17 protein-coding genes are annotated in these 21,915 nt (G+C 48.3%); 8 read left to right on the forward strand and 9 right to left on the reverse strand.

Annotated features, from left to right (window positions below; translation table 11 throughout):
* The first annotated feature begins 88 nt into the window (after positions 1 to 88).
* Together PMI05_RS10350 and PMI05_RS10355 are read left to right on the forward strand one after the other, a co-directional pair.
* Positions 89 to 928, forward strand: a complete 840-nt coding sequence (locus PMI05_RS10350) for a GNAT family N-acetyltransferase (RefSeq protein WP_007720909.1) — start codon at positions 89 to 91, stop codon at positions 926 to 928.
* Between the two features lie 78 nt (positions 929 to 1,006).
* Positions 1,007 to 2,308, forward strand: coding sequence for an NAD(P)/FAD-dependent oxidoreductase (locus PMI05_RS10355; protein ID WP_039960572.1), 1,302 nt, complete (start codon positions 1,007 to 1,009; stop codon positions 2,306 to 2,308).
* A 237-nt stretch (positions 2,309 to 2,545) separates the two neighbouring features.
* On the opposite strand, the gene PMI05_RS10360 is transcribed toward PMI05_RS10355, so the two are convergent.
* From PMI05_RS10360 to PMI05_RS10390, 7 genes are all read right to left on the reverse strand, one after another.
* A complete protein-coding gene (locus PMI05_RS10360; RefSeq protein ID WP_007720915.1) occupies positions 2,546 to 2,755 on the reverse strand; it encodes a hypothetical protein in 210 nt (69 codons plus the stop codon).
* Positions 2,752 to 5,202, reverse strand: a complete 2,451-nt coding sequence (locus PMI05_RS10365) for a septation ring formation regulator EzrA (protein ID WP_007720917.1) — start codon at positions 5,200 to 5,202, stop codon at positions 2,752 to 2,754. The genes PMI05_RS10360 and PMI05_RS10365 overlap by 4 nt, the downstream gene beginning before the upstream one ends.
* 47 nt (positions 5,203 to 5,249) lie before the next feature.
* Positions 5,250 to 5,852 (reverse strand): forespore capture DNA-binding protein RefZ, encoded by a 603-nt coding sequence (gene refZ / locus PMI05_RS10370; protein ID WP_007720919.1) that lies wholly within the window; start codon positions 5,850 to 5,852, stop codon positions 5,250 to 5,252.
* A gap of 255 nt (positions 5,853 to 6,107) precedes the next feature.
* Positions 6,108 to 7,016 (reverse strand): DUF6612 family protein, encoded by a 909-nt coding sequence (locus PMI05_RS10375; RefSeq protein WP_007720922.1) that lies wholly within the window; start codon positions 7,014 to 7,016, stop codon positions 6,108 to 6,110.
* 126 nt (positions 7,017 to 7,142) lie between these two features.
* Positions 7,143 to 8,141: an MBL fold metallo-hydrolase gene (locus PMI05_RS10380; RefSeq protein WP_007720925.1), complete on the reverse strand. Its 999-nt coding sequence runs from the start codon at positions 8,139 to 8,141 to the stop codon at positions 7,143 to 7,145.
* A 66-nt stretch (positions 8,142 to 8,207) separates the two neighbouring features.
* Positions 8,208 to 10,448, reverse strand: a complete 2,241-nt coding sequence (locus tag PMI05_RS10385; RefSeq protein WP_039960562.1) for a sensor domain-containing diguanylate cyclase — start codon at positions 10,446 to 10,448, stop codon at positions 8,208 to 8,210.
* A gap of 38 nt (positions 10,449 to 10,486) precedes the next feature.
* Complete coding sequence (locus tag PMI05_RS10390) at positions 10,487 to 11,068, reverse strand: histidine phosphatase family protein (RefSeq protein WP_007720935.1); 582 nt, start codon at positions 11,066 to 11,068, stop codon at positions 10,487 to 10,489.
* A 230-nt stretch (positions 11,069 to 11,298) separates the two neighbouring features.
* Between PMI05_RS10390 and PMI05_RS10395 the strand changes: the two genes are divergently transcribed.
* Together PMI05_RS10395 and rpsD are read left to right on the forward strand one after the other, a co-directional pair.
* Positions 11,299 to 13,569: a YcdB/YcdC domain-containing protein gene (locus PMI05_RS10395; protein WP_007720938.1), complete on the forward strand. Its 2,271-nt coding sequence runs from the start codon at positions 11,299 to 11,301 to the stop codon at positions 13,567 to 13,569.
* Positions 13,570 to 13,861: 292 nt separating this feature from the next.
* The gene (gene rpsD, locus PMI05_RS10400) at positions 13,862 to 14,461 is read left to right on the forward strand and encodes a 30S ribosomal protein S4 (protein ID WP_007720941.1); all 600 of its coding nucleotides are present in this window, start codon (positions 13,862 to 13,864) and stop codon (positions 14,459 to 14,461) included.
* A gap of 54 nt (positions 14,462 to 14,515) precedes the next feature.
* Here rpsD and PMI05_RS10405 read toward each other — a convergent pair whose 3' ends face one another.
* Positions 14,516 to 15,040, reverse strand: coding sequence for a GrpB family protein (locus tag PMI05_RS10405; RefSeq protein WP_007720944.1), 525 nt, complete (start codon positions 15,038 to 15,040; stop codon positions 14,516 to 14,518).
* 192 nt (positions 15,041 to 15,232) lie between these two features.
* On the opposite strand from PMI05_RS10405, the gene PMI05_RS10410 reads away from it, so the two are divergent.
* From PMI05_RS10410 to PMI05_RS10425, 4 genes are all read left to right on the forward strand, one after another.
* On the forward strand, positions 15,233 to 18,373 hold the full coding sequence (locus tag PMI05_RS10410; protein WP_007720947.1) for a penicillin-binding protein 1A: 3,141 nt from the start codon (positions 15,233 to 15,235) through the stop codon (positions 18,371 to 18,373).
* 71 nt (positions 18,374 to 18,444) lie between these two features.
* Positions 18,445 to 19,077: a hypothetical protein gene (locus PMI05_RS10415; RefSeq protein WP_007720950.1), complete on the forward strand. Its 633-nt coding sequence runs from the start codon at positions 18,445 to 18,447 to the stop codon at positions 19,075 to 19,077.
* Positions 19,078 to 19,111: 34 nt separating this feature from the next.
* Positions 19,112 to 19,756: a CBS and ACT domain-containing protein gene (locus PMI05_RS10420; RefSeq protein ID WP_007720953.1), complete on the forward strand. Its 645-nt coding sequence runs from the start codon at positions 19,112 to 19,114 to the stop codon at positions 19,754 to 19,756.
* Entirely contained in the window at positions 19,753 to 20,910 is a 1,158-nt protein-coding gene (locus tag PMI05_RS10425; protein WP_007720955.1) for an acetoin utilization protein AcuC, read from the forward strand. The genes PMI05_RS10420 and PMI05_RS10425 overlap by 4 nt, the downstream gene beginning before the upstream one ends.
* Before the next feature lie 66 nt (positions 20,911 to 20,976).
* Here PMI05_RS10425 and PMI05_RS10430 read toward each other — a convergent pair whose 3' ends face one another.
* Positions 20,977 to 21,909 carry a 5'-methylthioadenosine/adenosylhomocysteine nucleosidase gene (locus PMI05_RS10430; RefSeq protein WP_007720957.1) on the reverse strand — a complete coding sequence of 311 codons (933 nt, stop codon included), beginning with the start codon at positions 21,907 to 21,909 and terminating at the stop codon, positions 20,977 to 20,979.
* Positions 21,910 to 21,915 lie beyond the last annotated feature (6 nt).

The following is a 21,915-nucleotide window of genomic DNA, read 5'->3' on the forward strand; positions in this document are numbered from 1 at the left end:
AATTCAGACGCAACTACTCCCAAGCAGGAATGCAAGAGCTTGTCCCGAATCAAGAAAAAAACACGAATTGTTTGAGGAGGAAAAGTAGATGGCAATTACGTTACGAAAGTTGGCCGAATTCAGTGAGATTGAGCAATTAGAAGCAATGGAGGGGAAAATATGGGACCCTTCTAGTGCTATTCCCCACCATATGACACTCACCATGCAAAAGTTTGGCGGACTGTTTTTAGGGGCATTCGATGGCGAGGAAATGATCGGCTTTTTGTACAGCTTCCCGGGCTTCACCAACGGAGAACCCCATCTTTGTTCGCACATGCTCGGCTTTTTGCCAGAGTATCGCAAGCAAGGGTTAGGTGTACAAATGAAATGGCTGCAAAAAGATGAAGCGGTAGCAGCGGGCTTTTCCAAAATCACATGGACGTACGATCCGCTTGAGACTGTAAACGGTGTTCTGAACATCGCCAAGCTGGGAGGTATCGTTCGAACTTATTTGCCAAACTGCTACGGACAGCTTGATGACGACTTCAATCGTGGACTGCCGACAGACCGTTTCCTCGTGGAATGGTTTATTGGAAGCGATCGTGTGGAATCACGTCAGGCAGGGAAGAACTCAACTCCCTCTTTTGAACAGGCGCCAGACCTGTTGCGTGTAGAAATCAAGGATGGTATCCCACATCCCATAGAAATAGATTTGTCACGCGAAGAGCCTATCGTGTTGCTCCCTGTCCCTGCCTTCTTCCAGGATGTAAAACGAGCAGATATGAGCGTCGCTTCCTTGTGGAGAGAGATGACGTGCGAATTGTTCACGGCTTATTTTGCCAAAGGATATGTCGTCACGAATATCCTCCGTGGCCAATCCACCGTTCGCTACGTCTTAGAAAAGCAGCCGTTGACTGATATTTTAGGTGCCTCGTCCTCTCTATCCTAGCTAGAATTGCGCGATGGGTGGGCGGTATGTGGTAAAATGAGTGTTGCCCAACCCTACACAACAAAGGACGAGAATGAAATGAATCGATCACAATACAATTATGACGTTATCATCATTGGCGGCGGCCCCTCTGGGCTGATGTCTGCTATTGCTGCTTCTGGCCAAGGGGCAAGAGTTTGTCTCGTGGAAAAAGGCTCGAAACTCGGACGCAAGCTCATCATATCTGGCGGCGGTCGCTGTAATGTAACCAATGCCAAGGAACAAGATGAATTAATCAAACAAATGCCAGGAAATGGCCGCTTTATGTACAGCGCTCTCACCCAATTCGGCAACCGAGAGATTATCCAGTTTTTTGAGGAGATGGGTGTCGCGTTAAAAGAAGAGGATCGGGGCCGTATGTTTCCCGTCACAGATAAAGCAGTGACAGTTGCCCAAGCGTTGATTGATTTATTAAAGCGCCGAGGTACCACCCTCCATTTAAATGCCGCTGTAAAAGAAGTTCTCTATTCGGAAGGGAGAGTCGGTGGTATCATGCTTCAGTCCGGTGAGAAAATCACCGCGCCTTGTGTGATTATTGCTGCCGGAGGCTGTTCTGTACCACAAACAGGGTCTACAGGCGATGGTTATGCATGGGCGAAAGCAGCCGGGCACACGATCACAGAGCTGTATCCTACTGAAGTACCGCTTACAGCCAATGACTCTTTCATTCGCGATAAATCAATTCAGGGTTTGTCGCTGCGTGACATCACGATGACCCTGTATGCGCCCAATGGGAAAAAGATCAACACCCAAGAAGGCGATATGATCTTCACTCATTTCGGAATATCAGGCCCCGCCTCCCTGCGCATGGGGCACTATGTCTCTGTGTCGCAACGAAAATATGGAGCGGTTCCTCTATCTCTAACAATCGATCTCATGCCTGACAGAACGACCGATGAAATCACGACGGAAAGCTGGCAGCTGATTGAGGAGCAGCCAAAAAAGGCAGTTAAAAATGCAATCAAAGGCTTCCTTCCCGAACGGATTATCCCACTCTTGCTTTCGTTGGCAGGAATTTCGGAAGAAACGACCTACAGCCATATGAAAAAACAAGAGTGGAGCAAGTTCACGAGCTTGATCAAAGCTTTTCCACTCACGATTACGGGCACGCTCTCCCTTGAGGAAGCGTTCATTACAGGGGGCGGCGTGAGCGTGAAAGAGATCGATCCACGCTCGATGAGATCCAAGCTCATGGATGGGTTGTATTTTGCTGGCGAGGTCATGGACGTCCACGCCCATACTGGTGGCTACAACATCACCATCGCCTTTTCATCCGGCTATTCCGCGGGTACGCATAGTGCGCAGGAAGCATTTGAATTTTTTTACGAGAATGACGTTTAGATCAAGAGGGATTGGGGAAACTATGAATCAGGTTCTCTTTTCATGAAAAGAGAAATCAGCACATTACTCCCCCCTAGTTGTAATGTGCTGGTTTAACAGACCTTACTCCCTTTATCTTCCTAGATGGGGCATCGCCTGCGTGAGCGATGCTTCTTTTTTTTGCCCAACAAAAAGCACCTGCTACTATAGAAGGCAAGTCCTTCTTTCCTAGCAGGTGCTTTACTATTCGTTATTGGTTTATCCGACAAGGCGGAACAAATACGCAAATCCAGCGAACAAAAAGGCTAAGCCCAACAGAAAAAACGTGTTGGCGCGCTGCTTGACGCGCTTTTCGTCTCCTTGAAAATAGGCGTTCATTCGCGACTGCCAACGTTTTGTCCGCGGTTGTACCATGACGAGAATGCCAGCTGCCAGTAAGAAGAGAGGAAAGACCATCATCGGACTCATCCCTTTTTCTTACGGCGGAGAAGCCAACGGTTGTCCTCTTCGGCTGGTGCGCCTTCGATTACCAGACGGGCCTCCTCGGCAAGTTGATAGGCTTCTGCGAAAGCCAGTTGGCGAAATGATATCTCTGCCTTCGTCAACAACTCATTAACCTGGCGATTTTGGCGGCGATAACGGTTTGTATACTGAATGGCACCCTCTGCCATCTGACAAGTTGTGATAATGCGTTCTGCCATCCGCTCTGTTTCGCCGACCAAATCACTCGCGTCCTGAACCAGCATGGCCACCTCTTCCAGATCATAGCGGTATTGCTCCATGATCGTTTGCACGCGGCCCAACGTTTGCACGACTTCTTCAAACATGTATTTCAATTGATCCGGAATCCCCGGCAAGTAGCTGCGCTTGATTTGCTGACGGACGCGGACTAATGTGTTCGAAATTCGCTCCAATTCATCCAGCGCATCGTCTTCCGTTTCGATGACCAAATACGTTTGCTCTTCTTCTTCCGGAATCATCTCTTCCTGTTCAGGCTGATTCTTCGGCATGACCAGTTCATACTCTTCTTCTTCTTCGTAAGCAGGCTCCTCAGCTTTGACTGCTGGAGCAGGCTTTTGTGCTTTTTTATTGAAAAGCTGAGGAATGGCTTGCAACAAAACGGAACGTTCAGCTTCACTCAGCTCTGAGGATTTTCCTCGCACCGTTCTCTCTTCTTCCACTTTCGTCTGCTGGAGAGGAGTCGGCTTTTCAGGCTCTGCTTCGCTGGTAGAGTACTCGGTCTCGCTAGCAAGAGTCGGCTCAGGTATACGAATCTCCCGCTCCACAGGCGCGGATGTCGCAGCTACTTGCTGTAGCGAATCATCCTGTTCCACCTCTCCTACTTCTGCTTTCTTTTCTACCTGCACAAATTCTGTTTCATCTTTGCCTTGATTCACTTCTGCTTGCGGTTCCGCTTCTGCATATACAGTCGCTGCTACTTCATCACGAGCAAGAACGCCATCTTCTATCGCTTGATACGTCGCATCAAGGAGCACCTCGAACGCTTTGACATGGGTCAACACCATTTCCAGGCTGCCCTCTTCCAAAGCGCTTTTCGCGGACATGACCAATTGCTTCGCCTGCATGAGGGCATTGTCCAAGGAATCCTGCTTTAAATCAAAGCCGTCACGAACGGCCTGCTCAATTCCATCTTCCAGATGCTTGAATTCTTCCGGCATTTCTTTTTTCACACGTTGCACAAGCTTCGGAATGAGCTCCATCGCTTGTCCCACCTGCTCCAGTACTTGCTGAGCTTTTTGTGTGGTTTCATAAGCCGCAATGTCGTCCCCTGCCGCCCGCGCAGTTTTCACGAGTTTTCGCATCGTGTCTACTTCATCGAGCGATGCTTTCAGCTCATGGAAAGACAATCCGTACTCCAAACGCAAATCGGACAAGCGTCGTTCCATCTGCTCCACTTGCTTTCCAATCTCAGGAACAACAACCTTGTTTTCTTGCTTGGTAACTGCCACTTTGGAAGTGTCTGTTTTTAGCTCATTCAGCTCTTCCTCAATTTTTGAAATGGCCTCTCTCGCCTCATTCAGCATGCCAAGCGCCAACGTAAAACGGAAGCGATCGCAAGCCTCTTCCGCATCGAGAATCATCATTTCCACATCTGGGATGCGAATACGCAACAGATTTTCTTTTTTATCAGCCAAGTGGTGGTAACGTACTTCTGTCATGCCGCTGGAACGGCGAAGCGGTTTTTCCACCTCGATGACATTGATCTTCTCAACGAGCTCTTCCTTCCAATCCTCTACATCGTCTACTTGAGCAAAAATAGCACGGCGTCTGATCATCGCGTAAATCAAGCCGATCGATAGTCCAGCAAATACCGCCCCAACCAGATAGATCCACCATGGAATGCCTCCGAGTCCGCTACTGCTTTCGCTCTCTTCCACTTTACTAGCGTCGGTCGCACCCGGTTTTGCTGTTGCTTGTTTGCTTTCAATGCGGCTAAGCTCTTGGTTTACTTCCGCAATTAACGTCTGAATCCCGGTCAAATACTGCTTTTGTGTACGGAATGGTTCATAGAAAGACGCGATCTTGTCATGCAGCAATGCCATAGTGGCACCTTTTGCTTGCAAATTAGTTCCAGCATAAATCCCCAACTGCTCGGTGTTCATGTCGAGTACGATCATTAGTGCATCGTCGGCTAAATTGTAATTGTCGAACAGTTTTTGCGCGTAGATATCCGGAGATTCTGCTTCCGGTGCAGTGCTTTCCACGACCACGACTTTGTAGCTGCCCGGTATGCCGTTCAATGAATTTGCAAAGGTCGTCCTGTCTTCTTTTTTCAAATAGTTGTCAGCGTCCTGAACAACTTCGTCTTTTTTATCTGGAAACGGCGTCGCATAAGCCGGATTCGTATATAACAACATGCCTGCCAAGCAGAGCATGAATAGTTTTCGTTTCACTTGTCATACATCCCCTTACTAGAATCATTCATTGGGAGAGGCCACGCCTAAGCGGGCAGCAAAGAACCTCGCAGATAACACATAATCGAGGTTTGCAGCCATTGGACGAACTCCTCGGAAGATGGCTCCAGATCATAGACCTGGCGAACCATTTGTGGTTGCAAAAATGGATATATCATCTGGCTCGTCATAGCCAGTACTGTACGATCAATAGAGACGGGCAAAAACTCACCCGAGATGACACCGCCCTCGATCACACGCGAAAGCCCGTGCTTCCATCGGCTCATATATAGCGTCATCACTTCACGTGCAAGCATGGATTCTACGCTCAGCTCACGATGAATTAAACGCGTGATAGGCGCATGCTCACATTGAAATTGCAAATACAGCTGCACAACTTGTTCCAATCGTTGATAGGCAGGGATGTTTTCCTGCTCGTTTTCCAGTTCTTCCAAAAGGCGAAACAACGTCTCAAAGTAAGAAGCAATCAACGTCTCCAGGACTCCCTGCTTCCCTTCAAAGTGATAGGAAATCAGCGCGGAATTTACTTGAGCAACAGAGGCAATTTGTCTTACGGAGGTCCCTTTGTAGCCATGAACATCAAAAAGCTTCGCTGCTGCGGATAAAATACGCATTTTCGTCTGATCCATCAGGCATCTTTCCCATTGTACAGATTATTCGACGAAAAAAGATAGTCATGTTGTATGTTCGACAATGTTTTCCGGTATTCCTTCTCGAAATGCTGATACCATCGAAAAAAACCGCTATCGCATAGATTTTCTTCCACATAAGAAGTACGTAAAAAGTATCGAGCACGTTACCTCAATTTTAAATTTTCCCTGACAAAAAAAAGACGCTCCTGTCTTTTTTGCAAGAGGAACGTCTCACTTGATTACTCTTACTCCCTATTTGCTTTTTTCCTCTGGAGCTGTGATGGGGGCTACTGCTCCGTATTGCTGCAAATATGTTTCTACTTGCGTATGCTCTTTTACACGCTGATCGTTCAAATCGTACGCAGATCGAATGGACATCGTCATGTTGGTGGGGAGCATCGTTTTTTTGTTGTAGTGAATCGTATACTCTGCCTCCACTTCCATCTGGTTCACGAGCTCGTTTACGTCCACCTTTTTCTTGGACTGAATCGTGGGCCCAGAATGATGTGCAGGCGTCCCTCTCCAATTGCCTTCCGAGAGTGACATCGCTATCTTTAGCTTCGGTATGTAGGGTTTCTCTCGCCCTGCTATCGATTGGACTTTTGCTCCCGACTTTGTTTGTTCTTGCATTTGGGTAACAAGCCAGCTCTTTAGTTTGGCAGAATCCAATACGACTCCGAACGCCTCAAAATCGTCTTTTGGATTCTCATCAGGCAGCATTCGAACGTTTCTTTTCATGTTGTCGATTTGCTGAAAGGAAGCGATGGGGTTCCAGTTGTTCATTTCTTGATGCAGGGCCGGACTATCCCCTGCGACATGTTTCCAGCTTTCGTTTTGATCATGCTTGGTATACAGCTTGTCCCCTTGGCTGAGCAAGGATAAGTTGTCCACTCTGTTTTCTTCTGGGACAGAGAGCTTCACGTTCATGTACACAGCCTCTCCGTCTTTTCTGCCCGAAAAGTTAACCATGTTCGCATTGGCACTATTCGCCGTTAACAGCTTGGTTTGCCCGTAGAACGCATACGATTTCTGCGCATCGAACTTGTCACGTACCTGCTCAAACGTTGTATTCGCATCCTGCTTCACACTCATTTGATTACAGCCACCTACAACAACTGTACACACTAGAGCCATCACGCAAATGGGCAAATACTTCTGCATAGATGCTACCCTCCCTCGGCTACCCTGGGTCAGCCTCATGTGGGTCCCAGGGTAATAGTCCCTTTTAGCGTTTCCGGGGAGGAATAGGCTTATTCTACTTACAAGCCTCTCTTGTACGATCAGGTTTTACAGGTGGTAATACAAGATACGATCCTGCTCTCTCACTTCAATCTGATGGAGGATCATCAACAAATCAATGTGCCCCAACGTTTCGGATAGCGTCAATGGCAATTCTTTTTGGTACAAGCCCGGAAATAAGAGAGCATTCAGTTCAAAAGCTGTCTTTTCTCCATCTGCAAGAAGCCTGCGGAGCGTGTCTGTCCTCTCCCAGTTCTTTTGCAGACGAGCGAGTATGAGCTCTCGATGGTTGTAAACCGGTTCACCGTGTCCACTGAGGACCTGTTCGATCTCCATATCCGCACACATTTGCAACGCTGTGCGGTATTGAATTAAGGTCAGTGGTCTTGAACTCGAACGATTCCGAGGTGGTTCAATGAAGGCATTGGATGAAATTCGCTTGATGATATGGTCTCCACCAATCATGACTTGATCCTTTGCCCGATACAACGAAAGATGGCTTTGGCTGTGTCCTGGCGTATACAGTACCTGCCAGTCCTCCAAGTACGGTACCTTTTGCTCATGCTTCAGATGAAAATCAATCTGGCTTGGCGCAGAAAACGTCTTCATCAGCTTGTGAAATTTCGAGATAATGACCATCATTTTTTCTGGTACACCGCTCTGGATGTACAGCTCTTCGAAAAACTGATCATGAAAAGTCATAAACTGCTCATCCTGCTGTACATAAGGGGTTGCCTGCGGATGGGCAAACGTCTTCGCTCCCGATCGTTCCCGTACTTTTTCTAACTGCCCGCAATGATCCACATGATGATGCGTCAGTATGACTTGCTCGATATCTTGCACGCCTATCCCAATCGATTCTAAGCCTTCTGTTAAGGCCGCCCACGCATCGTCGGTCAATGGACCCACATCAACCAACGTCAAGCGTTCCCCTTTTAGCAAGTAGACGTTTACTGCCCCCACATCAAAAGGCGTAGGTATTTCCAGACAAAAAATATCAGGTGCTACTTGCCTCGCGATCCTTTGCTTGTCATCGTTCGTTGTCATTTTTTATCTACCCCTCAAGTTTTTTGCCTTTTTTTCCGAAAAGAGAAAAGAGCCTTTGTTTTGGCTCTAGGCGAGAACAACTTGATTTCTACCTGAATTTTTGGCTTCATACAAAGCAATGTCTGCTTGATGGAACAGCGCTTCTACACTCAGGTTTACATCCATCTCCCTGCTCCATTTCGCTAGCCCACACGAGATCGTGACCTGTGGAGACGTCTCCTGCTCGACGCATTCCCGTATGCGCTCTGCCACGGAATGCGCGGTGTTTTTGTCCACACGAGGCAAATAAACAGCGAGTTCCTCTCCGCCCCATCTTGCCGCGATATCACTGTCTCGGATGCTATGTCGAATCAGATTGGAGACCTGAATCAGTACCTCGTCCCCTACCTGATGGCCAAATGTATCATTCACGGTTTTAAAATAATCAATATCGATCAAGATCAACGAGCCATAGTTGTCTTTTTGTAATGATCCTCTTACTCGTTCATTCAAATGTCTTCTCGTGTACAGACCTGTCAAATTATCCGTAATGACCATTCGTTCCATTTCATTATGCAGGACGGCGTTGGTCATTGCCAAGCTCGCATGTTGTCCGAATATTTCGAGGAGTTTGTAGTCGTCAAAACTAAAAAAATGATAACGGGAATCTGCGACTAAAAGGACTCCACTAATCTCACCCTCAACAACGAGCGGAACCCCCATGAAGGAACAGCACGAAAAGAGCGAAAAAGGAAGCGGTCCTGCACCTGGTTGAGCCAGCAACAACGCCTGCTTGTTTTGCAAGATTTGCTGAAATGGCTTTTCTGTAGAATCGATAGCCATGCCATTGAACGCTGGAATGGAGGAAGAAAGCACATCGAAGCAATCCTCACCCGGCGTTTTTCGCAAGATGGCACAAAACTCCGCATCAAAGGTAGCCCGCATCATCGTCGTAACAAAATCGAGAATTTCCTTTAAATCAAGACTTCTGTTCAACTGGCGCGCCATCTCATTAATCAAACGCAATTCTCGAATCAAATTGCGCGATTGCTGATAGAGCTGTGCGTTTTCAAACGCAGTGCCAGCAGTATCTGCCAAGATCGAGATGTAGTCCTTTTCATGCTGATTCAAGTTGATTCGCTGATCGGACGTCACTTGCAATACTCCGTAGATGCCCTGCTTGCCCAAGAGTGGCGCTGCGATCACCGTCACCTGTTGCTCCCCTTCTCCCACTTCTTCGGCAATGAGACGTCCTTCCAAATAGGCTTTGGTACTGGTAGACGGCTCTACTTCTTGAAAAGAAAGCTGTTTGACCGGGGTGGTTGCATTGGGTTCAACCGTCAGGAAAAGCTCTGCCGACAAGTACGGATAAAGGCTGGGAATGCTCGTCACGATTTCATGCAAAACATCATTCACATCAATCGATGCCTGAATCTTTGACATCAACTGATACAACAAATCTTTTTTACTCGCTTCACGACGCAGGTCGTCCGACATGATCGAACGCCAAAGCGCACAGCTTGCCTTCGCGCCTACTTCCTGCAAAAAAGCAACATCCCGTTCATCGTACACGCAATCTGTCTCTTCGGGTGGCAGATGCAAAAACAGTGCGTAGAGCGGCGTTTGGTTCAAGGAGACAGGAACGACAACAAGCCTGTGGTCATCTAAAATGGAAGGCATGATTTGCGTCGTACCGAATCTTGAAACCAGTTGGGCAATGTGGGTTTGTCCGACTTCGGCCTCTTGCGTTGTTACGCTCTCCTGCGGAATCAACGTGGCATTGTCCGCGAGCTTCACGGCAGAACAATAGCCTTTTTGGATAATGTTACTGATCTGACCCGTCAATCTTTGCAGCAGCTCTCTGGTCGTATCATGTAGTGTCAAATCCATGACAATCTGGCTTGTGACGTGTTGAATATAAGCATCATATCCCATGCGAATCAACGGCTCTAGCCCGCGCATGTAGGATGACAAATCGAAATGGATCTGGTCTTCGGGCGCTATCATGCCAATGACAGCTCGAACCCTTCCATCTTCTTCACACAAAGGAAAGGCTCCACACACATTGTTCGTTTCACTTCTCGTTTTGACTACGATCTCTTTGGAGGAAAGTGCCTCTAAAATAAAATCAAAGACTTTGCCAATCGATACATCGTGTTGCAGGGTAAGCCCTTGAGAATTCCGAGATGGACCAACCTGCATTTCCATGAAGTTGATTACGCGGCCCCCGGAATCTGTCAAGAAAAGGATGCCTGGGCGCTTTTCCGGCCAAGATTGTAAGATAAAATGGGCCGTGTAGGAAAAGACCGTCTCTAACTTCCCCAACATTTTACTTGACACGAGAAACTCCCTCTCTCAGCATTTTCTCAAGCTTTCAAATGGTCTGTATCATTAACGGATAGAACTTCCCACCTGCGATCTACATACCGAAATATCGTAATACCGGTATTATCGATACGTGTGATACCCGTTCCTTGTTCTCCTACCGTCACATAATGCAAGAAGCTATTAATAAGACCGCCATGCGAGACAACGACAATCGCCTCACCTGGATGGCTCCCTGCTATTTCTGTCATGGCAGCTACAGCTCGACGCTGCATGTCTTCAAATGTCTCGATTCCACAGGAGGCTTCATCCTGATTTTCAAATCGCTCACGTATTTCTTCATAGGTGAGTCCCTCCCACTCCCCATAGCAGCGCTCCCGCAAGGTTGGCCGCGTAGAAACAGAGGATTGGAAGTTACCAGCAATCTTGGCAGCCGTATCGTGTGCCCGACTGAGATCACTCGAATAAAAAGCGTGAATCTTCTCGCCTTGGAACCTGTCTGCTACTTGCTCGGCCTGACGTACCCCGAGCTCGTTCAATGCGATGTCACTGTGGCCTTGTATACGACGAATCTGGTTCCACTCCGTCTCTCCATGACGAATGAGATACATGATGGTTTCCAAAACGAATTATCTCCTTACCGTTCTGTATTCTGTGGATAGTATTTCTTATTATATAAGATGCATGTTCACAATTCTAGATTGATAAAAAAACATTTGGTACAAAATTCCTATATTTCATTCCTTTCTGCAAATACCAGGCACTTTCTTTTCATGAATTTGAACTGAAACGAACCTTTACTTCCTCTCGTCAGAGGTGATAAGAAGAATATGACATCGTTGGAGGGGTTCCTATGAAACCGTGGATCATTCGGTCTAGCTCATTTGTTCTATCTGCCAGTCTGTTGCTGCCTGTAGCACAAGCGCATGCACAATCACCTCATGTGAGTACCAATAAAATAGCGACTACTGTGGCACAAGCCAAAGCAAAGCTATCCAAGGAAGCAGCCTTGGCACTCGCTACAAAAATAGTGCCTACCGCTGGGATGACAGTGCAGAATGTATCATTTCGTTCAGCGGACAGCTGGCGCCCATTTCCAGAATGGTCGTTTAGTTGGGTGAAGAAAGATCCAGAAAACGGCAAAGTCCTACTATCATATAGCGTCAGCATCCACGCTAATACAGGCGAGCTGACTTCCTATTCACATCAAGAGCAGGACGCATCTTCGCTTCCCTATGCAAAGCGAATTTCCTATACAGAGGCGCAAGAGCAGGCGAAGCGCTTTTTCGAGAAAAACAATGCAGGAAAAGCAGCGGAAACAAGACTGTATACCCGCGATATGCCAGAGCCAAAAACTCCGTTGAACTCGGAAGTCTACTATAATTTTCGCTTTGTTCGTGAAGTGGACGGCATTCTCTTTCCTGACAACGGCGCAGATATCACAGTAGATGCTTCTGGCAAAGTGACCAACTATTCTCTGTCGTGGAACGACGTGACCTTCGAGGACACGGATATGACAATCTCAGAAGAAGAAGCTGAGAAACTGTTTAAAGAACAAGCGAATCCAAAACCAGTTTACCTGCTGCCGTGGGAGCGGATGGAGACTCAAAATAACAAGCCGTCTCTCGGGTATATGAATCCTTTCACATTCTACATTGATGCGGAGACTGGGAAAGCATTGACACAATCGTTGACCCCGTATCAACCGTCGAAAGATCCTGAGCCTGTAAGCAGCAAAGTCCTTCCTGCACGACGAAGCGGACAACCGCTCTCCCAAGAGGAAGCTGTACAATGGGCATCGAAATCAATGAATTTGTCCAACTATGAGCTTCGTTCTGCCAATTACAATGAAAGAGACTACCGTGGCAATCGTCCTGTCTGGGATCTCGAATTTGGCGAAAAAGGCAATAGCGAAGACGGATTTGCGTATGTCTCCGTGGATGCTGTAACCGGGGACATCTACCGATTGAACAAGGACTTCCGTAGCCATAAAGAAAAAACAACCGTTTCTAAAAAACCAGATATGGAAAAATTCAAGGCAAAAGCGATGGAAACGATTCGTGATTTGGCGCCAACCATGGCCCACCAGCTTTACTGGACAGAGCGTTTTGAAGAGGAAATCCAAAACCAACCTGTTGATTCCGAGCGGACGCAGATCCGATTTGAGCGTTTTATCAATGGAATAGCAGCAGCTAGCGGCTCTGCCTACTTCACGTTTGACACAGAAACGGGCGAGCTAATGAGTTACAGTACTGAATTGGGCAGCGAAACATACCCGGCACAAGTTCCCAAGCACCTGCCTGCTGCCGAAGCGAGCGAGAAGTGGTGGACCGAGACAAAAGCGGAGGCAGTATACGCCCTTGTCCCTCTTACTCCTGAGGATGCCAAACGCGTAAAAGAGCAGCCATCCTACACACCGAAACGAACCGCCAAGATCGTTTATCGGGCGACCATTACGCCATTTGAGCAGCCGTATTATCTAGACGCTGTAACAGGCGAGTGGAGCTCCAGCTCTACTGGCAAAACGCTTGTGCTACATCGTCCCGCTCCTGCCGATTTGAAGGGGCATCCAGCAGAGAAGGAACTCTCGCTGATGTATGAATACGAGGCACTAACGCTTGAAAACGGCAATATCATGCCGCAAAAACCGATCACACGTGGCGAAATGATTGAAATGCTCATGATCAGTCTCAACCAAGGCAGACACTATCCACAGTACTCTCTGGAACGCAAGGCCACTTATAGCGATGTGGCAAACGGTTCGCGCTTCTTCTCAGCCGTGGAAGGTGCTGTTGATCGTGGACTTCTCGATAAAAATGCTTCCAAGCTGAACCCAAATGAGACGATTACACGTGAAGAGCTCGCTGATATGATTGTTCGTGCACTCGGTTACAAAAAACTGACGGACTTCCCTGGCATGTTCCAGTCCCAGCTCTCAGACATTGCCAATTCGAAGTACCGCGGTTCGATCATCATCGCGACTACACTCGATATCGTGCCGACCGACAAGCAGAAGTTCCAGCCGCAAAGCCTTGTCCCTCGTGCCGATGCAGCCATTACCTTTACCCGTTTCCTCGAAAAACGGGATACTTCAGACGGCCCGGTTACTTTGTTGCGAAAATAATACCCAAAAAGCGCCATCCAGCCCACTTCTTGCGGCGGATGGCGCGCTTCTTTTCCCTTGACTTTACTATATCGCGCCTATTATTATTGAATGTATGTGTACAGGGTAGCATTGATTGTAGGTAAAAACGGAAGGATGTACCCTCTTAGTTCCCTCCCTTTACAGACTGCGGCTGATCATCTGTGAGGAGCACGATGCGGAAACGCTACCGTCCGAAGTTCGTGTAGATAAAGTAGGAACTAACCTGCCGGAAGTAAACACCTGCGAATCCATATTAAAGGAGAATGAAAACATGTCACGTTACACAGGACCTCGTCACAAACTTGCTCGTCGTCTGGGTATCTCCCTCGATGGTACAGGAAAAGACATCAAACGCAACTTCCCTCCAGGTCAACACGGTCAAAACAACCGTCGTAAACTGAGCGAGTACGGAATCCAGTTGCAAGAAAAGCAAAAACTGCGCCACATGTTTGGCCTTAACGAAAAACAATTCCGCCGCACTTTCGACAATGCTAGCAAAATGGCTGGCGTAGTGGGCGAAAACTTCATGAAATTGCTGGAATCCCGTCTGGATAACCTGGTATACCGCATGGGCTTTGCTCCAACTCGCCCAGCTGCTCGTCAGTTGGTAAACCATGGTCACTTCCTGGTAAACGGCAAAAAAGTAAACATCCCATCCTACCGCGTACAACCGGGTGATGTAATCTCCATTCGTGAAAAGTCCCGTGGTCTGCAACTGATCAAGGACGCTCTGGAAGGTCGCACTTTCCTACCGAACTACGTTACATTCAACGATGCTGCTGCTGAAGGTACCTTCACTCGTCTGCCAGACCGTGAAGAAATGCCAGCTGAAATCAACGAAGTTCTGATCGTTGAGTTCTACAGCCGTTAATCGTCTGAGGATAAAAAGAAAAAGAGTAGAGCCGCTTGTCGGCCTGCTCTTTTTTTATGTATGTGCCTTATGCCACGCTTTCGCCCGCGCCAACACCTCGCGGACGAATTCATTTTTCTGATTGGAATAGTCCAGCAGTGTTTGTGCCCCTTTTTGCACAATCAGCTTCTTGAACTCCCCATAACGAACGACCTCTTCTTTATGTGCCCGCAAATAATTTCGCAGGATGAGATTGTCATTCCACAGTGCTCCCTCATAAGAGACGACATGAGCATTAAAGGAGCGCTGACCTCTTTTTCGAAAATACAGCCTTCCAATGATTCCTGCTTCCCCCAGGAATTCATACCCACACTCCTGAATCTTGCCAATCACGACCTTGACTCGATCCATATGCCCGACTCCTATCAAGATATCGATGATCGGCTTCGCTGTCATCCCATCAATAGCCGTGCTCCCAAAATGCTCAATCCCTTCCACCCAGTCAGCCAGATGCACGGAGAGTAGCTGCTGCTCCTCTGTAAACATCCGCGACCAGTTTTCTGTGAAGCCTTCGAGATGAATCGGCTCGTCTATGTTCATTTGTCTCCTCCTATGAAATCTATTTCCTGATCCCACTCTGTAAGCTTAACAATGTCTGTGAAACGCATTCAAACACATGCCGTTGACAACTTTCAACGGTTTTTGACACATTTTGCTATCTCCCCCGCATTTTCTATCCTCTAGGTTCCTCGTATGGTATAATCAGGTGGTATGCTAGGGGGTCGTAGAACTATGTCGAATAACCACACATCTTCCTCTGAACCGACGAAGAAAAAGCGACGCAGAAGCCGTGGTAGAACGTTTTGGATCATCTTCCAAATCGTCTTCGTACTAGGGCTAATGGGAGCTGCAGTTGCGGGAGGAATCGTGACAGGTTATGTTGCCGCACTCGTGAAGGACGAGCCTGTGCGCAGCAAGGAGGAACTGGAGAATAAAATCTTCACCAACTATCTGACTGGATTCGCCTACTACAACGACGGCTCTCTGATCGGCCAATTGCGGGCCGAAGAAGGCGATCGACGTTTGGTGAAGAAAGCAGACGTTTCTCCCTATTTAATTAATGCCATCATCGCAACTGAAGACAAAACCTACTACCACCACTCCGGAGTTTCGCTGCAATCTACCATGCGCGGAGCGATTCAGGAAATTACCAACCAGCCTGTCGTAACAGGTGGTAGTACGATTACACAGCAGCTTGTAAAAAATACAATCCTTTCTGCTGAAGTTAGCCACACCCGTAAGGCCCGTGAAATCTTTACCGCGATTCGGATCGAGCGCATGTTTTCCAAAGATCAGATTCTGGAAGCCTACATGAACGAAATTTACTTCGGAAAAAACGCCAACGGATCAAACGTATACGGCGTTCAGGCTGCCGCGAAAGGGATTTTTGGCAAAGATGTAAAAGAGCTCGGGCTCGCTGAGGGCTCCTATCTTGCAGGCATGATTCAAAACCCAGGTGCCTACTCTCCATTCCGTGCAGAAAGCTATCAGCGCGGGAAGGAACGCCAAAAAATGGTGTTGGATCGCATGCTGGAAAATGGCTACATCACACAAACACAATACGATGGAGCTCTCGCCAGTGAATTGAAGGCACAGCTAGCAAAACCGACGCAGCAAGCTTATCGAGAAGTACCTTTCTTGATGATGGAGATTGAAGATCGTGCCGCACGTCAACTTGTGGATGCAGACCTCTTGGAAAAAGGACGAGACAAATCAACCATCGGCCGCAACGAATACCGACAGCTGGTTGAAGAGAAACGTCGCGACATACTGCGAAAAGGGTACAAGATACATACCACTATCGACAAGAGCGTATATGACATCATGCAGGCTGTTGCAGCCGACCCGAAAAACTTCGGTAAGAATCGTACCTATACGATTCGTCGCTCTAACGGCAAAACAGAAAAAATCGAAAATGCTCTGGAAGAAGTCGGCGCAATGCTGATTCACAACAAAACAGGAGCCATCCTCGGCATGATCGGGGGACGTGACTTCAAGGTGGAACAGACGAACCACGCCACTGTACCACGCCAGCCTGGTTCTGCCATGAAGCCACTTGCCGCTTATGCTCCTGCTTTTGAACTGGGATTGCTCCAGCCAGCATCCCCAATCGATGACGCTCCGGTACTACTCGCTGACGGCCAGAACGGTTCCCATTTACCTAAGAACTGGAACAACAAATGGCAAGGGATGATGAGTGCCCGCGAAGCGCTGCGGATGTCCTGGAACATTCCGGCGATCAAGACGTATTTGAAAGTTGGCATTCCAACGGCTCTCGAATACGTAAAGAAAATGGGAATCACAACATTGGTGGATGCTGACAACTATGCAGCCACTGGCGTAATTGGCGGTCTTACCTACGGAACAACTGTCGAGGAAATTACAAACGCCTATGGGACATTCGCAAATCACGGTTCTTTCGTGGATGCCTATCTGATTGACCGAATTGAGGATAACACCGGAAAAGCCATTTATCGCCACGAAACCAAGCCTGTGCAAGTGTACAGCGAGCAAACCTCATACCTGATCACTGATATGATGCGTTCCGTTGTCAATAACGGTACAGGTACACACATCCGCAAATACGTGCCGCGCAAAGTCGATGTGGCAGGTAAAACCGGAACAACGAACAACAGCAACGACCTCTATTTCGTCGGTTACACGCCAGAGCTGTCCATGGGCGTATGGGTTGGCTTTGACGAGCCATATCCAATGCCAGACGCGGACAAATATGTTCCGATGGTCGTATGGGGTAAGGTCATGAAGGATGTCATTGCGAAACATCCGAACCTTTCACCTCCTGACTCCACCTTTAAAAAGCCGGCAGGAATTGTCAGCGCGACTGTTGACTCGAAATCGGGTCTTTTACCAAGTGAGCTTTCAAAAGAAGCTGGTCATTTGATCACTGATATATTCAACAGCAAATTCGTTCCGACGAAGGTGGACGACTCCCACCAAAAAGCACGACTCATTACGTATAATGGCGAACGGTATTTGGCGAAGGAAGGGACACCTGAAGATTTTGTTACCGAAAGCGTCTTCTACCGCTCACCTGATCCGCTCCCTACCAAGGAGCAAATTCAAGCGAAAAACAGTAGGGTCGCCACCCAACCACCAGATTGGGAGGACCGCCTGCCTGACAAGGAAGACCCTCGCACAGAGGCAGGTGGAGCACCAGCTTCGCCAAGCAGTGTAACCGCTACGGGCTCAGGCAAGCAAATTACGCTTACCTGGCAATCAGCCAAAGAAGCTGACTTGGTCGGTTATCGCATCTACCGCGCCGATGTGCAGAACGGCTTTGTCAAAGTAGCGACTGTGAAAGATCCATCGGAATTGACTTTTGCCGATACGACTGCAGCCCATCGAGATTTAGGCTATTATGTCACTTCTGTGGATATCGCTGGCAATGAATCGCAGCCTTCCGCAATCGCTTCTGTCGGTTCTACACAGACATGGCAGTTGCCTGATCCAAATCAAGGTACGGAAACAGGCATCCCGAATCCAACGGACGATAACGGGAATGGTCAAACAGATCCAGATGGAACTGCGACTAACCCGCCAGATGGATCAGGAGGCACGAACACAAACACTGATTCCACTTCACCACCTGCTGCTCCGAAATCCTTGTCCATCAAGAATACGCCAAACGGTTGGCAGCTACAGTGGAAAGGAAGCAGCTCGTCTGAGCAGATGTACAACGTATATTTTAGCCCAGACTCAGCAAGCGGCTATTTGCTGCTCGGTACAGTCTCTAGCACAAGCTTTACACATGCAGCAGAAGTACCGAATGGCAGTAACTATTACATTACCGCAGTCAACAGTTACGGAGAATCGCCACATTCTAACATCGTAACTGCCAACACCACAGAATAAACTGGAATGACAACTGACAGAGATGGTTAGACGCCATCTCTGTTTTTCTACAATCGTAAGGGGGGGAACTGATGGAGCACGTCAAACGCTATCATTCATTGAGTCTAATGGTGAACAACAAGGAGCTGCTCGTCGAAGGACCGATTACAGGAAGTCATCTGGCCTCATTACGCTTTGATGAGGGACTGAAAGCTTTTCGTATCCCTGAACAGCAGCATGAAGCTCTCATCGAAATCGCTGATTTGCCTGAAGGACGCATCATTATTGCACGCGAAGGAGACCTCGTCCTCGGCTACGTAACCTTTCTGCACCCCGATCCACTAGAGCGATGGTCGCAAGCCCAACTGCCCGATTTGCTGGAGCTGGGCGCGATTGAAATCAGTCATAAAGTGAGAGCGGGTGGCGTAGGTAAAAAGCTGCTGGAAGTCGCCTTCTTGGACGACGCCCTGGAAGACTACGTCATTATTACAACTGAGTATTACTGGCATTGGGATCTGAAAGGAACAGGACTCGATGTATGGCAATACAGAAAGGTCATGGAAAAGGTCATGGGCAGCGCAGGCCTGAGCTGGATGGCGACAGATGATCCAGAAATATGCTCACATCCCGCCAACTGTCTAATGGCAAAAATCGGCAAGCGTGTACCGCCAGAAACAGTCGTTGCCTTTGATGCTATGCGGTTTCAAAATCGTTTTCTGTACTAGTTTGGATGCCTTTTGATTCCAGGAGGTCACTCTTATGCGTATTGAAGAGATTATGCGGAAAAAAATTGTTACAATCCAGCCATCCACTACAATCGGAGAAGCGCTTCTCCTCCTCCGTGCAAACAGAATCAGGCATTTGCCTGTCATTGAAAACGACTCACTCGTAGGCATTATTTCGGACCGTGACCTGCGAGACGCTCTCCCCTCTCGCCTGCTGACACATGACGATGACGACACCGTCCTGCACAAGCCTGTAGCCGATATCATGAATCAACAAGTTATCACTGCCCACCCACTGGATTTCATCGAAGACGCAGCCCTCCAACTATACGAGCACAAAATCGGCTCACTACCCATCGTCGAAGGGAATCGGCTCGTAGGATTAATCACAGAATCGGATCTTTTCTCTAGCCTGATCGAACTTTTCGGCGTTAACAAACCTAGCTCTCATATCGAAGTCGAAGTAGATGACCGCGTTGGCATGCTGGCAGAAGTCAGTCAAGTCTTTCGCGATGCACAAGTAAATGTCACGAGCGTCGTGGTCTTTCCTGGGAAACAGCCCGCAAAAAAGAACCTTGTTTTTCGGGTACAAACAATTGATCCGCGTATCGTGAAGCAATTGCTTCTTGAAAAGGGCTTTTCCGTAATCGGACCTACGGAAGGAGGGATACCCCAGTGAGCCGAAATGCTCGTCTGATCTACTCTCCAGACTACACGCAATATTATTTTCATGATGATCATCCGTTCAACCAGCGTCGTCTGCTCCTCACACACGATCTGATGAGCAGTTACGGTATACTCAAAGACTCAGACATCCTGACTCCCCGACCGGCGACAGATGAAGAGCTCGCCCTGGTGCATGACCCACGTTATATCCAATTTGTTCGCGATCAGGGCCATAGTGAACACGAGCTTCCGCAGGCAGCCAGTTATGGCTTGGGTACAGAGGATGTTCCCTGTTTTTCGAACATGCATGAAGCGTCCTCGCTGATCGTCGGAGGTACGTTAAACGCAGTGGACGCAGTTATGAGTGGACAGGCAGAACACGCCTTCAATCCCGCCGGTGGACTGCATCATGCCTTTCGTGGACGCGCCTCTGGATTTTGTATCTACAACGATTGCTCCGTCGCGATCGCTTATTTGCGAAAAAACTGGAATGCGCGTGTGCTGTATATCGACACAGATGCCCATCATGGAGATGGGGTACAGTGGGCGTTTTATGATGACCCTCATGTACTGACTGTATCCATTCACGAAACAGGAAAGTATCTCTTCCCAGGAACAGGGAATTTGTCTGAACGTGGAGATGGAAGCGGTTACGGTTATTCTGTCAACGTTCCTCTCGATGCCTTCACGGAAGACGATTCTTTTCTGGAAGTATATGAAGAGCTAGTGTCAAAGCTAGCGGCTGGCTTCAAGCCTGATGTCATCCTGACCCAAAATGGATGTGACGCTCATGCGTACGATCCCCTCACCCATTTGTCTTGCTCGATGAAGATTTATCAAGCGATCCCTCGTCTTGCCCACCGTCTCGCTCATAAATATTGCGACGGTCGTTGGATTGCTGTAGGCGGCGGGGGCTACGATATTTGGCGGGTGGTGCCACGGGCGTGGACCCTGGTATGGAGTGAGATGAGCGATCAGCCACTTACGGACAGTGATCTTCCCGAAGCCTGGCTCAAGCGCTGGCAACCCGAGACGGATTTGCCCTTGCCACCTCGGCTTTTTGACGAATCATTCCCAACAATCCCACGACGAGCAGAGATCACGGAAAAAAATCGGCTTACGTTAGAACGTGCGATGCTGTACGCACCTATTGGATCAGAAAAGTAAAAAAAAAAAGCGTCCTGCCCTCGTACCTTTTTGGTACTGGTCAGCACGCTTTTTCTGTTCCTAAACTTATTTCACAAGCTCTTCTAGCTCAGAAGGTGCAAAGCCTTTTACCGCTTTATCGCCTACGACTGTTACAGGCACACCCATGAAGCCAAAGCGCTCCACTTCCTCTTGATAGGCACGACTCGTCATGACATCGCGCACTTCAAAGGAAACACCTTTTGCTGTCAGCCAATTCTTAACCATGTCGCAATCCACACAGTTTTTCGTCGAGTAGACGATCACTCCCGCAGCTGTCGATGCTTGAGAAGCTGTCAGCATGTTACGAACAATCGCGTAGGAGCGCTGGGAAGCCAGCTTGGTAAATTCCACGAAGTTTACATGCGCGGAGCCGTCTGCTTTATCCGACATCGAACGAACTACGACAAACGGCACGTCATTCATCGCACATACTTGTCCTACAGATGCCCCTTCCATTTCGGTACAATGTGCTGCAAATTGCTCATACAGCCATTGCACCTTTTCCCGACTGGCAACGAACTGGTCGCCGGACAAGATACGCCCGCTCACTACTTGAACTCCCGCTTCCAGCTCCTTACCCGCATCGACCGCTTGCTGCATCAGCCCAGCATCTGCTTGCCAAGTCCATTGCTCTGTAAACGGAATCTGTCCTGGTTCAAAGCCAAGCGGTGTCACATCAATGTCATGTTGGATGCAATCCGTCGATACCACAATGTCACCAATATTTAATTCAGGATGAACAGCTCCTGCCACACCTGTGAAAATGACACGTTCTACTTGGAATGAATCGATGAGGATTTGTGTCGTCACGGCAGCATTCACCTTGCCGACACCTGATTTGCACAGCACGACATCCTTGCCTTCCATTTTACCTGTGTAATAGGTAATGCCTGCTTTGGTGGCAGTAGTCGTGTCTTGCATCGCTTCCAAGTAAAGCGCGATTTCTTCATCCATCGCGCCGATAATTCCGTAACGCATTTCCCA

The sequence above is a fragment of the Brevibacillus sp. BC25 genome (genome assembly GCF_000282075.1).
GTDB lineage: Bacteria > Bacillota > Bacilli > Brevibacillales > Brevibacillaceae > Brevibacillus.